General features: G+C 58.1%; 10 protein-coding genes and 1 other RNA gene. 2 read left to right on the top strand and 9 right to left on the bottom strand.

Going from position 1 to position 13,228, the window contains the following annotated elements:
• Window positions 1-133: 133 nt before the first annotated feature.
• The 8 genes from ACI514_RS21460 to ACI514_RS21425 form a co-directional block, all read right to left on the bottom strand.
• Window positions 134-1,390: an integrase domain-containing protein gene (locus ACI514_RS21460; protein WP_405122327.1), complete on the bottom strand. Its 1,257-nt coding sequence runs from the start codon at window positions 1,388-1,390 to the stop codon at window positions 134-136.
• 183 nt (window positions 1,391-1,573) lie between these two features.
• Window positions 1,574-1,962, bottom strand: a transfer-messenger RNA (tmRNA) gene (gene ssrA / locus ACI514_RS21455).
• A gap of 96 nt (window positions 1,963-2,058) precedes the next feature.
• A complete protein-coding gene (locus tag ACI514_RS21450) occupies window positions 2,059-2,337 on the bottom strand; it encodes a hypothetical protein (protein WP_160055761.1) in 279 nt (92 codons plus the stop codon).
• A gap of 130 nt (window positions 2,338-2,467) precedes the next feature.
• Window positions 2,468-5,278 carry an FAD-binding and (Fe-S)-binding domain-containing protein gene (locus tag ACI514_RS21445; protein ID WP_405122326.1) on the bottom strand — a complete coding sequence of 937 codons (2,811 nt, stop codon included), beginning with the start codon at window positions 5,276-5,278 and terminating at the stop codon, window positions 2,468-2,470.
• Complete coding sequence (locus ACI514_RS21440) at window positions 5,275-5,946, bottom strand: lactate utilization protein C (protein ID WP_405122325.1); 672 nt, start codon at window positions 5,944-5,946, stop codon at window positions 5,275-5,277. The genes ACI514_RS21445 and ACI514_RS21440 overlap by 4 nt, the downstream gene beginning before the upstream one ends.
• On the bottom strand, window positions 5,946-7,400 hold the full coding sequence (locus tag ACI514_RS21435; RefSeq protein ID WP_405122324.1) for a LutB/LldF family L-lactate oxidation iron-sulfur protein: 1,455 nt from the start codon (window positions 7,398-7,400) through the stop codon (window positions 5,946-5,948). Before ACI514_RS21435 ends, ACI514_RS21440 begins: the two co-directional genes overlap by 1 nt.
• Window positions 7,397-8,221, bottom strand: coding sequence for a (Fe-S)-binding protein (locus ACI514_RS21430; RefSeq protein ID WP_405122323.1), 825 nt, complete (start codon window positions 8,219-8,221; stop codon window positions 7,397-7,399). Before ACI514_RS21430 ends, ACI514_RS21435 begins: the two co-directional genes overlap by 4 nt.
• Before the next feature lie 150 nt (window positions 8,222-8,371).
• Entirely contained in the window at window positions 8,372-10,066 is a 1,695-nt protein-coding gene (locus ACI514_RS21425; RefSeq protein WP_405122322.1) for a lactate permease LctP family transporter, read from the bottom strand.
• A 262-nt stretch (window positions 10,067-10,328) separates the two neighbouring features.
• Here ACI514_RS21425 and ACI514_RS21420 point away from each other — a divergent pair, with 262 nt between their 5' ends.
• Window positions 10,329-11,096 (top strand): FCD domain-containing protein, encoded by a 768-nt coding sequence (locus ACI514_RS21420; RefSeq protein WP_007915207.1) that lies wholly within the window; start codon window positions 10,329-10,331, stop codon window positions 11,094-11,096.
• 119 nt (window positions 11,097-11,215) lie between these two features.
• On the opposite strand, the gene smpB is transcribed toward ACI514_RS21420, so the two are convergent.
• The gene (smpB, locus tag ACI514_RS21415) at window positions 11,216-11,698 is read right to left on the bottom strand and encodes an SsrA-binding protein SmpB (protein WP_008088297.1); all 483 of its coding nucleotides are present in this window, start codon (window positions 11,696-11,698) and stop codon (window positions 11,216-11,218) included.
• A gap of 119 nt (window positions 11,699-11,817) precedes the next feature.
• Between smpB and ACI514_RS21410 the strand changes: the two genes are divergently transcribed.
• Window positions 11,818-13,221: a sodium-dependent transporter gene (locus tag ACI514_RS21410; RefSeq protein ID WP_016986511.1), complete on the top strand. Its 1,404-nt coding sequence runs from the start codon at window positions 11,818-11,820 to the stop codon at window positions 13,219-13,221.
• Window positions 13,222-13,228: the final 7 nt, after the last annotated feature.

Raw genomic sequence — 13,228 nt, 5'->3', positions numbered from 1 at the left:
CTGCTACGGACACATTGTTTGGCCTTTGTGATGATTGGTATCTGGGGAGTGATCTAGAACGCTGTGTTAATGATCTTGGGTGATCTGGCAGGCGAATGCCTCAGTAGTGAATACCAGACGAGCGTTATTGCGTCTATCTCACCGAGACTACGTTAAGTCCCCTGGCGCTCTGAACGGCTGAAACGGACAAGCTCCCGGTTGCCGCTTGCTGGATGTGTTCACTCCACCAAGCCATCATCGGGCGTCTTCGCTCTATGTAGTCCGCCCGGTTGTAGGCGCTACGGACTTCGTCTTTGTCCACATGCGCAAGCGCGACCTCGATCAGCTCCGCATCCCACCCGTGTTCATTCAAGATGGTGCTCGCCATGGAGCGCATTCCGTGGCTTACAAGTCGCCCCTCAAACCCCATCCGTTTCAGCGCCATGTTGGCGGTCTGGCTGTTGCAATGAGTGCGGGGATTACGGTCGGCAGGAAACACGTACTCCCTGTGTCCGCTGTAGGGCTTGATGGCTTCCAGAAGCGCCAAAGCTTGCTCCGTGAGCGGGATGATGTGTGTGCGGCGTTTCTTCATGCGCTCCGCTGGGATCGTCCAGATCTTCCTCTCGACGTCGATGTCAGCCCATCGGGTGGTCGCAGCTTCTGCTGGCCGAGTCATCGTGTGGAGCTGCCACTCGATGAGGCATCGGGTGGTTCTTTTGATGCTGGCGTTGGCAATTGCCACCATGAGTTCATTGAGCTCATCGGGGGGCAATGCTGCCATGTTTTTCTTCTTTGGTTTTTTGAAGACCGATCGAATTCCGCTCAGGGGGTTGGCATGAATGAGTCCGTAGTTCACCCCGTAAGTCATGATTTCGTTGAGGCGTTGGCTCAGGCGCTTGACCGTTTCCAAGCTGCCTTTGGTTTCAAGTGGCCTAAGCAACTTGATGACCTGAGGCGCGCTGATTTCAGAAATCGGGGTTGCGTGTAGATCCGGAAAGATGTGCAGCGTGAGCGAGCGCCAGATGTCTTCAGCGTAGGCGGTTGTCACGGAGTCTTTCTTGAGCTCAAACCAGGCTGTCGCGACGTTTTGAAAGGTGTGCTCTGTCGCGGCTTTTTTCGCTTGGCGATCTGCATCGCGCTGCTCTTTCGGGTCCAGTCCTTGGGCAACCAGCTCCCTGGCTTCAACCGTGCGTTTTCGCGCATGAGCCAGGCTGAGTTCTGGGAACGTCCCCAGTCCCATGTTGATCCGTTTCTTGGTCACGGGATGGATGTAGTTGAAATTCCAAAGCCTCGAACCGTTGGTTCGGACTCGTAACTGAAGGCCGTCGCCGTCGGTCAATGTGTAGTCTTTGTCCTTGGGCTTGGCGGCTTTGATTTTTAGGTCTGAAAGGCGTGTGGCTCGGGCTCCCATGGGTACTCCAACGCTGTTTGTGTATTCCAAAATTTACCAGTCAGGGGCTTGGAATACGCCTTGGAATACATTTCAAAATGGATCTGCATGAAACGCTGTGGAGCCCAATAGCCCTGAAATCCCCGTATTCACTGGATTTCAGGCACAAAAAAAGACGTCCGTGGACGTCTTTAGATGATGAAATGGTGGAGCCGGGGGGATTTGAACCCCCGTCCGCCAGTACTCCGCTGTCGGTACTACATGCGTAGCCGTTTCTATTAAGTTAACCCTCAGCGACCCGAAGGGCAGGGTGCTTTGGGCGAGTTGTGTAAGTTTTAGCCGCTTCGTCCACAACGTACTGCACGGCGATTCTGTTCTATATGACAATCATTTTGGGTTTACAGACATCCCCTGATGATTGCTGGACCCGAAGGTACCAGGAGCATTGTCAGCTGCAATTAAGCAGCGAGAGCAACACCGTATTGGTCGTCATTGGCAACTATAAGTAGTTGCAACAGTGGATTTACGACTTCTGTTACCAAGTCGGCATGCACCTAAAGTTTCGCAACCGGCGTCGAATCCTAAACGGCCCCGAACTCATTGCTCAGTACATCTGTTTGAGCAACAAGCGTGTGCAGTGTACGCCAATCGGCCCACAAGGCCAACCCGAAGGTTGGCCGGGACGCTGATCAGTTGTTGGTGCCGGTAGCTTTGCGCAATTCCACGATGGTTTGCGAGGTTTCCGCAACACAGTCATCAATCTTGCCCTCGGCCTTGAGCGACTGAGCTCTGGCTACACTGGTTTCAGCACGTTGACTCAGTTCAGGGTTAGCCGACAGCTGCCCTTTGGAATTGTTAATCGTCTGAATATTGGCATCACACAGGTCCGCAGGCTTGTCAGCGGCAAACGAAGTGGACGCCATCATCGATGCAGTAACGAACAGACCTAACAGTACAGAACGTTTCATGTGTATCTCCTTGAACCGAGTGGGTCCAGACTTCGCTGGCCGTCAGGACGGGCAACCGTATGGAAGAAAAACCCCGATCAGTCGGGGTTAATCTGTGGACTACAGTCGAACTCAAGGGTTCTATTTTTCTTCAGCAGGCCTTCGCCCGGGTCACGCGATCCACCAGATAGACCAGCCCGTGGTAGTCGATTCCGCCGTGTTGCGTCAGACCGATCTCACAGGTGCGGCTGGTGGATATTCCCTCGCTGCAATGTTGCACCGCATCCTTGAGCGTGCGCAGCGAGTGGCTGTTCAGCTCCGGTGTGGTGAAGCCTTTGTCGCCGGCAAACCCGCAGCAATGAATGCCTTCCGGAATCACCACGTTGTTGCTGCACCTGCGCGCCAGATCGATCAACGCCTGGCTTTCGCCCAGATGTTGTGTGCTGCAGGTCACGTGTACGGCAATCGGTGCGTCTTGTGGGGTGAAGTCCAGTCGATCAAGAAGGTGCGTACGGATGAAGCGCACCGGGTCGTACAGATCCAGACGGGTTTCTCCTACGTCCTGCACCAGCCGCAGCGTGCAAGGACTGGTGTCGCAATAGATCGGATCGAGCCCGCCGCGACTGGCGTGGAGCAATGCGCTGATCAGCTCCTGACGCTTGTGTTCTGCCTGCTCGGCGTAGCCTTTCGAGGCGAAGGGCTGACCGCAGCAGAGGTTGTCCTGATTGTCCGGAAAGACCACTTGGTAACCGGCCTTTTCCAGCAAGCCACGGGTTTTGTCGTACAGAGACATCTGCTCTTTATCGCCCGCCGCCGGGCCCATGACTCTCGATACGCACGCGGCTAGATAGACCACACGCGGACGTTCATCCGAGACGCTGGGGCTGAAGCGAATCGCTTTTTCCGGTTGCGGCATCGCGTTTGTCCACAACGGCACCTGGCCTTTGGACAGGCGCGTAATGGCTGCTGAAAGCTTCGCCAGACGCGGTGCGCCGAGCATCATCCGCGCACCGTTGGCCACGTGCAGAGTGAAGCGTGCGCCTTGCAGGGTCTTGGCGAAATTTCCTTCGATCCAGTCGGCGGTTTTCTGATGCGTCGCGTGTCGGCCACGGAGCTTTTTCACCAGCTCACCGGTATTGATGCCTACCGGGCAACGTTGCGCGCACAGACCCGTTGCGGCGCAGGTGTCGATGCCTTGGTACTCGTAGGCTTCTTCCAGTTCGCGGGTGTCGATGCCCGCACGTTTTTTCGCCTGAATATCGCGCCAGATGACGATGCGCTGGCGCGGGCTCAGGGTCAGGCCTTTCGAAGGGCAGACAGGCTCGCAGAAGCCGCACTCGATGCACTTATCGACAATCTCGTCGGCCGCCGGCAGCGGTTTCAGGTGTTTGAGGTGGATCTGCGGATCTTCGCTGAGCACCACGTCCGGGTTGAGAATGCCGTTCGGATCGAGCAGACGTTTGAGCTGCCACATCAACTGATAGGCGTCGCTGCCCCATTCCAGTTCCACGAATGGCGCCATGTTGCGGCCGGTGCCGTGTTCGGCTTTCAGCGAACCACCGAATTCCACCGCGACCAGTTGCGCGACGTCGTCCATGAACGCTTGATAGCGTGCGACTTCTTCTGGGTTGTTGAAGCCTTGGGTGAAGACAAAGTGCAGATTGCCTTCCAGCGCGTGTCCGAAAAGGATCGCTTCGTCGTAGGCATGTTTGTCGAACAGCTCGATCAGGCGATTGACGCCGATGGCCAGTTGTTCGACCGGGAAGGTCACGTCTTCGATGATCACCGTGGTGCCGGTTTTGCGCACGGCGCCGACGGCGGGGAAGGTGTCTTTGCGGATGGCCCAGAGCTTGGCGTTCTCGGCAGGGTCTTCGGTGAAGTCGACCTGCTTTTCCACCGGGAAACCGCTGAGCGACGCCATGATTTGCGCCAGTTGTTCCTGCAACAAAGTAGAAGACGCGGCGCGGGATTCGATGAGTAACGCGCAGGCATTGTTCGACAGCTGTTGTACGAAAGCGGGCATGCCCGGTTTGTCCTGCACCGACCGCAGGCTGCGCCGATCGAGCAGTTCTACGGCTGACACCGGTTGGCTTTTCAGCACGGTGACCGCGTTGCAGCAGGTTTCCACATCCGGAAACACGATCAGCGCCGAGGCTTTGTTCGGGTGATCGATCACCGTGTCGTAAGTCACCGCGCTTATAAAACCGAGGGTGCCTTCGGAGCCGACCAGCAAATGGCTCAAGATATCCACAGGCTCATCGAAATCCACCAAGGCGTTGAGCGACAGGCCGGTGGTATTTTTCAGACGATATTTGTGGCGGATTCGTGCAGCCAGTTCGGCGTTGGCGCGGGTCTCGCGGCCCAATGTCGCCAAGCGTTCGAGCAGATCGCCGTGGCTCACGCGGAATGCCGCGACACTTGTAGCGTCTTCGGTATCCAGACGTGTGCCATCGGCCAGCACCAGGCGAATCCCGGCCAGCGTGTGGTAGGTGTTTTGCGCGGTGCCGCAGCACATGCCGCTGGCATTGTTAGCGACGATGCCGCCGATCTTGCAGGCGTTGATCGATGCTGGATCCGGGCCGATCTTGCGCCCGAACGGCGCCAGCCACGCGTTGGCCTGCGCGCCGATCACCCCGGGTTGCAGGCGGATTTGCATGCCTTGGCCGCGAATCTCGCGCGCGTTCCAGTTATCCCCAAGCACGATCAAAACGGAATCGCTGATCGCTTGGCCGGACAGGCTAGTGCCGGCCGCACGGAAGGTCACCGGAACATGGTCGCGCTGAGCCAGTTTCAGCAGAGCCACAACTTCATCTTCGGACTCGACGCGGATTACCAGTTTCGGAATCAGCCGATAAAAACTTGCATCAGTGCCGAAGGCCAGCGTCGATAACGGATCATCAAAGCGGCGCTCGGCCGGAATCAGTTGTTGCGCATCACGCAGGAAATTCACTGGAAGCGTCATTGGTCCTCCAGAATCAGCACCACCAGATCTTTCGGGCCGTGGGCGCCGTATGCCAGCACTTGCTCGATGTCAGCAGTTTTCGACGGGCCGGACACCAGCAACGCGTTGGTCGGCATGCCTTGCGCCCATTCGAATTCCTGTTGCACCTGATAGAAGTTGTCGCGGATTTCACTGGCCTTGAGCAGGGCGAAATGCACCGGTGGCACCAGGCTCATCAAACGCGGTTCTTCGCGGGTCGGCCACATGATGAGGCTGCCGGTGGCGGCGATCGCGCCGAGGGTGCCGGTGAGGCTGGCCGGGGTGTCATTGAACAGTTCGGCTTTCCACTCTTCCATCGGCCGGTCGTAGGACTTCAGCGCTGGCAGATCAGGATTGTTCGCCCAGTGCTGTGTGATTTTCTGCCCGTGCGCTGTCGTCGGCGCGATCAACAGGCTCGGCAACTGACGATCGCGCAGCAGTTGCGCGAGCAGTGCCGGCCAACCTTCGCCCGAGGTCATGTGAATCTCGGTGTGCACTGCTTCCATCAATTTGCGCAGCTGCGGGATGCGCTGTTCAGCAGTGTAGGTGTAAGGCTGCGTCACCAGATCGACATCGAAGTTGTCGGCAATCGGCGTGGTGCCGGTCAGACTTTTCCGCAGTTTGCCGAGGATATTTTGCTTGGCGCTCATCAGCGGTCCCCCTGTTTGGCCAGATGCTCGCGGGCCATGTCGTGCAGTGAACGGGCGGCGGGTTTCGGCGCGCTGTGGTTTTGCGTCCACGGGCCGACGTTACTCGGAGTCAGGGCACGCAGGCGCGTGGCGAAGAAACCGAACAATCGATACAAAGTCGGAGAGCTGTTGAGCCTGGCCCAGGCGTTCCAGATAAAACGTTCCTTGCGCGAATACTTGCTGCCCTGACCGCGCATCACTTGATTCGGGCTGTCCGGGGCTTTGACGTTTTCTTCGCGCAGGCGCCGCAGGATCGCCGGGATCGGAATTTTTACCGGGCACACTTCACCGCAGGCACCGCACAGCGACGAAGCGCTCGGGTGATCGGGTACTTTGGCCAGACCGACCATGTGCGGGGTGATGATTTTGCCGATCGGTCCCGGGTACACCTCGCCATAGGTGTGGCCACCGACGCGGGTGTAGACCGGGCAATGGTTCATGCAGGCGCCGCAGCGGATGCAGTTCAAGGTCTGGCGCAGTTCACTGTCGGCAAACGCCTGGGTGCGACCGTTGTCGAGCAGGACTAGATGGACTTCCTGCGGGCCGTCGAGTTCGTGTTCCTTGCGCGGGCCGGAAATCATGTTGACGTAAGTGGTGATCGGAATGCCCAGCGCCGAGCGCGTCAGCAGTGACAGCAGCGGCACCACGTCACGCAGGTTTTCCACGACTTTTTCGATGCCGGTGACGGCGATGTGCACCGGTGGCACGGTGGTGGTCATGCGGCCGTTGCCTTCGTTTTCCACCAGCAGCAGGGTGCCGGTTTCGGCCACGGCGAAGTTGACACCGGAGACGCCGATGTCCGCTTCGAAGAATTTCTGCCGCAGGACCCTGCGACCGATCTGAATGAGTTGGTCAACGTCCTTGGTGTATTCCACGCCAAGTTTGTCGTGGAACAAGGACGCGACCTGACCGGCATTCTTGTGGATCGCCGGCATAATGATGTGTGAAGGCTTCTCGTGGTCGAGCTGGACGATGTATTCCCCCATATCGGACTCCAGACATTCAATGTCCCGAGCCTCGAGGAAATGGTTCATCTCCATCTCTTCGCTGACCATCGATTTGCCCTTGATCACTTGCCGCGCCTCGTGAGCGCGGATGATCGATAAGACGATGCCATTGGCCTCGTCCACCGTTTCCGCCCAGTGCACTGTCACACCGTTGCGGGTCAGGTTCTGTTCCAGTTGCTCGAGCAGGTCGGGCAGCTTGGACAGCGCGCGGGCCTTGATCGAATTGCCCAGTGCGCGCAAATGTTCTCTTTCGTGGGCATCACTGAAAGCGGCTGCCCGCTTGACCATCAGTGAGTCCATGGCAGTGCGGAAGTTGTTCCGCAACTGCTGATCACCCAAGGCGTTGTGTGCCCGGGTGCGGAAATCTTCTTCTACGGCGACCGTAGGAATAATCGCGGAAGTGCTCATTGCGCACCCCCGGTTCGTTGCCACAAGAAGCTGGCCAGATGTTGCCCGCGTAGCGTTTCTTTTTGTTTCTCCAATGCGCCGTTGATGTTCATCAAACAGCCACAGTCGGCGCTCAACACCTTATGCGCGCCGGAATCCTTCAACGCTTTGGTCTTGTCAGCCACCATTGCGCCGGAAATGTCTGGCATACGGACGCTGAATGTTCCGCCGAAGCCACAGCATTCGCTTTCATGGTCGTGATTGACCCGTTCCACATTGCTCAACTGCGCCAACAACTCGCGACCGTGCAGGTGGGTGTTCATTTCGCGACGTGCCGAACACGAAGTGTGCAGCGCGACTTTAACCGGTGCGCCACTGTCCTTGAGCTGCACCTTGCAGACAAACAACAGGAACTCGGCCAGTTCATAGGTGCGGGCCGCAAGGGCCTGAACCTGTTTCAACGTCTCCGGCTCGTCCTTGAACAAGTCGGCGTAATGCTCGCGCAGCATGCCCGCGCAGGAACCCGACGGCACCACCACCGGATAATCCCCGGCAAACAGCGCCAGTTGCGAGCGCGCTACCGTCCGCGCCTGCTCGGTGTAACCCGAGGTGTAGGCCGGTTGGCCGCAGCAACTCTGCCCTTGCGGATACTCGACCCGGATCCCTTCGCGCTCCAGCAAGCGGATCGCGTCCATCCCGGCTTCGGGGTAGAACAGGTCGACCACGCACGTGCCGAACAGGTAGACCCGCGAGGGTTTCTCGCTGGGGTATTGCCGAGGTTCGGGCAGTGGCGGTGCCACACGGGTCGCGTTTAGCACGGCGTTGTAAAAAAGCTCGCTCATCAGGCGTGTCTCCGGGTGGGCCCGGTTATCCGTCTGTGGCGGCTGCTGAATATAAAGAGCATTGCTTTCAGCAGCCTTACAGACCGGGTTGTGAATTGCTGACGCCGAAATCACGGATCGGCGTCGGTTTTTTCCATGCTTCTTGTAGGTTTAGTGGACCAGCATGCCGGTGAACCAGTAGGCCTGAGCCAGGGTGATCAAGCCGACAATCGTTGCAAAGAATAGGCTGTGCTTGAGGGTGAAGCGGAACAGATCTGATTCCTTGCCCACCAGTCCGGTCGCGGCGCAAGCCACGGCGATCGATTGTGGCGAGATCATCTTGCCGGTCACGCCGCCACTGGTGTTCGCCGCCACGAGCAAGGTGTCGTTGACGCCGATCTGGTGCGCAGTGGTTGCTTGCAACGAACTGAACAGGGCGTTGGACGAAGTATCCGAACCGGTGAGGAATACGCCCAGCCAGCCGAGGAATGGCGAGAAGAACGGGAACGCTGCGCCCGTACCGGCCAGCACCAGCGCCATGGTCGAAGACATGCCGGAGTAGTTGGTGACGAAGGCGAACGCCAGCACCATGCCGATCGACAGGATTGGCCAGCGCAGTTCGTAGAAGGTCTCTTTCAAAGTGGTCAGACCAGTTTTGAAATTGATCTTCAGCACTAACATCGAAATCAGCGCGGAGAAGAAAATAGCGGTGCCGGTCGCGGAAATCGGATCGAGTTTGAACACCGCTGGAATGGCAGTCGGGACGGCTACGATCGGTGCGGTTTTGATCACTAATTGATCAAGGTGTGGGATCGCGAAGTTGAACACCCAGCTGTACATTGAACCGCCAGCGGCGAACATCGCCTTGAAAGGCTTCAGCGTCCAGATCGTTACCAGCACGGTGAGGATCAGGAACGGTGACCAGGCTTTGAAAATTTCCCCGAGGCTGTAAGGCGACGCCACGGTGGTGCGCTTCTGGCCGAAACCGCCGAGGCTGGCGGTGATCGCTGCGCTCGACGTGGCGCCGGCGATTTGCGCGCCTGCGGTGCGTTTTGGCTGCCAGATTTTCAGGAACAGGGTCAGCGATATCAGGCTGGCCAGCGCCGAGGTGATGTCCGGCAGTTCTGGCCCAATGAAGTTCGAGGTGAAGTATTGGGTGATGGCGAAGCTCAGGCCCGCAACCAACGCCGCTGGCCAGGTTTCACGTACGCCGCGCAGGCCGTCCATCATGAACACCAGCCAGAACGGCACGAACAGCGACAGCAGCGGCAGTTGGCGACCGGTCATGGCGCCGATCTTGAACGCGTCGATACCGGTGACTTGGCCGGCGACGATGATCGGGATCCCCAGTGCACCGAACGCTACCGGTGCGGTGTTGGCGATCAGGCACAGGCCAGCGGCGTACAGGGGGTTGAAGCCCAGTCCGACCAGCAACGCGGCAGTAATCGCCACGGGTGCGCCGAAACCGGCGGCACCTTCCAGGAACGCTCCGAAGCAGAAACCGATCAGTAGCACTTGCAGGCGCTGGTCGTCAGTAATCGATAACACCGAGCTGCGAATGACCTCGAACTGACCACTTTTGACCGTCAGTTTGTAGAGGAATACCGCCGCGACAATGATCCAGGCAATCGGCCACAGACCGTAGGCGAAGCCATAACCAGCTGCGGCGAAGGCCATGTCGACCGGCATCTGGAACGCGAAGATTGCCACGGCAATCGACAGCGCGAGGGTGATGCTCCCGGCCACATGGCCTTTGAGGCGGAACACCGCCAATGCGAGGAAAAAGAACACGATGGGGATGACGGCCGCGAGTGCGGACACGCCGAGACTGCCGAGCGGGCTGTAGAGCTGTTGCCAGGTTTGCATATGGGGTGGCCCCTAATTGTTGTTGGTCAGGCACTGTCAGCGTTCTTGGGTAATTGGTAATACCAATTTACAATCGCTGTTGGCTAGGGTAAAAGCCTTGATGGCGGTGTGTCAATTTGTCGCCCTGAAACTTTTGTCGAACAAGCGGTGCAGAGCGCATCTGATCTGGTTTGGGCAAGTGGCGTCTGGTAGGTGTCGGCAAGGCGCCGATAGGCCAGAATAGAGAGCCCGGCGAGCGGTCGGGATCGTGGAGAAATGAGTTATGGGGTTTGATCAGATACGTCAGCGCCGTTTGTCTGACGATATTGTCGAGCGACTCGAGGGGATGATCCTCGAGGGCACGCTGAAGTCCGGTGAACGGCTTCCGGCTGAGCGCACGCTGGCCGAACAATTTGGCGTATCACGGCCATCATTGCGTGAGGCGATTCAGAAACTGGCGGCCAAAGGTCTGCTCGTCAGTCGTCAGGGCGGCGGCAACTATGTCGTGGAAAGCCTCGGCTCGACGTTCAGTGATCCGCTGCTGCAGTTGCTCGAAAGCAATCCTGAAGCACAGCGCGATCTACTGGAGTTTCGGCATACTTTGGAGGCATCGTGCGCCTATTACGCCGCATTGCGCGCCACCGATGTCGATCGTGAGCGGCTGACCGCCGCGTTTGAAGAGTTGCAGGACTGCTATTCGCGTCACGATGAAGTCAGTCGGGCAGAGGAGGGCGCGGCGGATGCGAAATTCCATCTGGCGATTGCTGAAGCCAGTCATAACGCGGTGTTGCTGCACACCATTCGCGGGCTGTTCGATCTGCTCAAGCGCAACGTGGTGACCAACATCGGAGGCATGTATAAGCAGCGCACGGAAACTCGCGACATGCTGATTACCCAGCATCGGGAATTGTACCTGGCGATTATTGAAGGTCGTGCGGAGCAGGCACGGGAAGTCTCCAGCCGACATATCTTGTATGTGCAGGAAGTACTGGAAGAGGTGCGGCAAGAGGTTCAGCGCATGGCCCGGGCGGAGCGACGCAAGGGGATGTGATTTTTTAAAGCAAAAGATCGCAGCCTGCGGCAGCTCCTACACAGGAATATGTATTTCCCTGTAGGAGATGCCGCAGGCTCGGGCCGCGATCGGACGATCTTTGCTTTCGGGGGGGAAGACTAGTCTTCCTTGCCCTTGTTGCGCACCGCACGCTGCAGTTCACGACCGGCGTCGCGTTCGCGCTCGGTGTCACGCTTGTCGTATTCCTTCTTGCCCTTGCCCAGAGCGATCTCGCACTTGACCATGTGCTTGCTCCAGTACCAGGACAGGCAGACGCAGGCGTAACCCTTTTGCTGCACCATCGCTGCAAGCTTTTCCAGCTCGCGGCGGTTGAGCAGCAATTTGCGTGTGCGCACCGGGTCAGCGATGACGTGGGTGCTTGCGGTCATCAGAGGCGTGATGTGGCTGCCAAGCAACCACGCTTCGCCATCCTTGAGCAGGACATAGCTGTCGACCAGCTGTAGCTTGCTTGCCCGCAGACTTTTTACTTCCCAGCCGGCCAGGACCAGACCAGCCTCGAACTTATGCTCGATGAAGTAATCGTGTCGCGCCTTTTTGTTCTGCGCGATGGTCCCTGTTGGGTGTTTCTTCTGTTTAGCCATAGGGGCGGCATTATATGGAGATAAACCGCTGTCGGCTACGGTGATGCTGCGTGCTTGAGCAGGTTGAGTGAATCCCGGACAATGCGGCCTCTTTTTCTAACGCTTGGGCGTGATAAACGATGTCGACAGACAAGGTTTCTGTCCACGGCAGTTGGGCTAGCCGCTGGGTATTCATACTCGCCGCGACCGGTTCGGCCGTGGGACTGGGTAGTATCTGGAAGTTCCCCTACATGGTCGGGGTCTACGGCGGCGGTGCGTTCGTGCTGATGTTTCTGGCGTGCATCGCGCTGATCGGTATCCCTGTCATGCTCGCGGAAACCCTGATCGGCCGGCGCGCCCGGCAAAGTCCGGCGAACGCCTTGAAGGTGCTGGCGCTGGAAGCCGGGCACTCGGGCAAGTGGTCGTGGGGGGCCTTTGCCGGGATGATCACGGCATTGCTGATCCTGTCTTTCTATAGTGTGGTGGGCGGCTGGTCGCTGGACTACATCGTCGATATGGGCCGCGGCGACTTCCAGGGCGCCACGGCCGATCAGGTCGGTGCGTATTTCGGCAATGTCATTTCCAATCCATGGCGTCTGACACTTTGGCATACGATTTTTATGCTGCTGTCGGCCTTCGTCATCGCCAAAGGCGTGGTCGCCGGGCTTGAGCGCAGCCTGCGTATCATGATGCCGCTGCTGTTCGTGATGATCCTGGTACTGCTGGGTTACAGCATGACCACCGGGCATTTCATGGAAGGCGTGCATTTCATGTTCGACTTCCACCCGGAAAAAGTCCTCGACGGCTTGTTGCCGGCGATGGGGCATGCGTTCTTCTCGCTGAGTGTCGGTGTCGGCTCGATCATGATCTATGGCGCTTATATGCCGAAGAGTTCGTCGTTGTCGGGCACCGTTGTCGGCGTGGCATTGCTCGATACCTTTGTTTCGCTGATCGCCGGCCTGGCCTTGTTCCCGATTGTATTTGCCGGCGGCCTGAACCCTAGTGAAGGGCCGGGGCTGATGTTCGTCAGTCTGCCGTTTGCCTTTGGTAATGTGGCGTTCGGTCAGTTGATGGGCGTGGTGTTCTTTGTGCTGGTGGCGATTGCTGCCTGGAGTTCGGCGATCTCGCTTCTGGAACCGATGGTTGCCTATCTGGTTGAGCGCACGAAAGTCAGTCGCGCGTGGGTGACTTTCTGGCTGGCGTTCATCTGCTGGTTCGTTGGTCTGGGCACAGTGTTCTCCTTCAATATCTGGAAGGAGGCCAAATTTTTCGTGAACGAAGGCGGGATGTTCCACCTCTACCAATGGGGCGCGCAGAGCGGTCTGGACTTCTTTGGCGTGATAGATTTCTTCACCTCGCGGATCATGTTGCCGCTCGGTGGTCTGTGTTTCGTGCTGTTTGCCGGATGGGTGATGGGGCGTGAAGCGGTACGCGACGAGTTGTCGATCCGCAATCCGGCACTGTTCGCCCTGTCTTTGTTTTTGATGCGCTACGTGGCGCCTATCGGCATTGTTGTAGTGTTTGCCGCTCAGCTCTGGAAGTAACGCTTAC

Source organism: Pseudomonas sp. M20 (assembly GCF_045037865.1).
Lineage (GTDB): Bacteria > Pseudomonadota > Gammaproteobacteria > Pseudomonadales > Pseudomonadaceae > Aquipseudomonas.
Note: the sequence above shows the minus strand (reverse complement) of the source record. Positions and strands in the feature narration are given on the sequence as shown.

Coding starts and splice junctions, on each gene's coding strand:
- ACI514_RS21460 (WP_405122327.1), bottom strand. CDS start 1,390: ATGGGAGCCCGAGCCACACGCCTTTCAGACCTAAAAATCAAAGCCGCC.
- ACI514_RS21450 (WP_160055761.1), bottom strand. CDS start 2,337: ATGAAACGTTCTGTACTGTTAGGTCTGTTCGTTACTGCATCGATGATG.
- ACI514_RS21445 (WP_405122326.1), bottom strand. CDS start 5,278: ATGACGCTTCCAGTGAATTTCCTGCGTGATGCGCAACAACTGATTCCG.
- ACI514_RS21440 (WP_405122325.1), bottom strand. CDS start 5,946: ATGAGCGCCAAGCAAAATATCCTCGGCAAACTGCGGAAAAGTCTGACC.
- ACI514_RS21435 (WP_405122324.1), bottom strand. CDS start 7,400: ATGAGCACTTCCGCGATTATTCCTACGGTCGCCGTAGAAGAAGATTTC.
- ACI514_RS21430 (WP_405122323.1), bottom strand. CDS start 8,221: ATGAGCGAGCTTTTTTACAACGCCGTGCTAAACGCGACCCGTGTGGCA.
- ACI514_RS21425 (WP_405122322.1), bottom strand. CDS start 10,066: ATGCAAACCTGGCAACAGCTCTACAGCCCGCTCGGCAGTCTCGGCGTG.
- ACI514_RS21420 (WP_007915207.1), top strand. CDS start 10,329: ATGGGGTTTGATCAGATACGTCAGCGCCGTTTGTCTGACGATATTGTC.
- smpB (WP_008088297.1), bottom strand. CDS start 11,698: ATGGCTAAACAGAAGAAACACCCAACAGGGACCATCGCGCAGAACAAA.
- ACI514_RS21410 (WP_016986511.1), top strand. CDS start 11,818: ATGTCGACAGACAAGGTTTCTGTCCACGGCAGTTGGGCTAGCCGCTGG.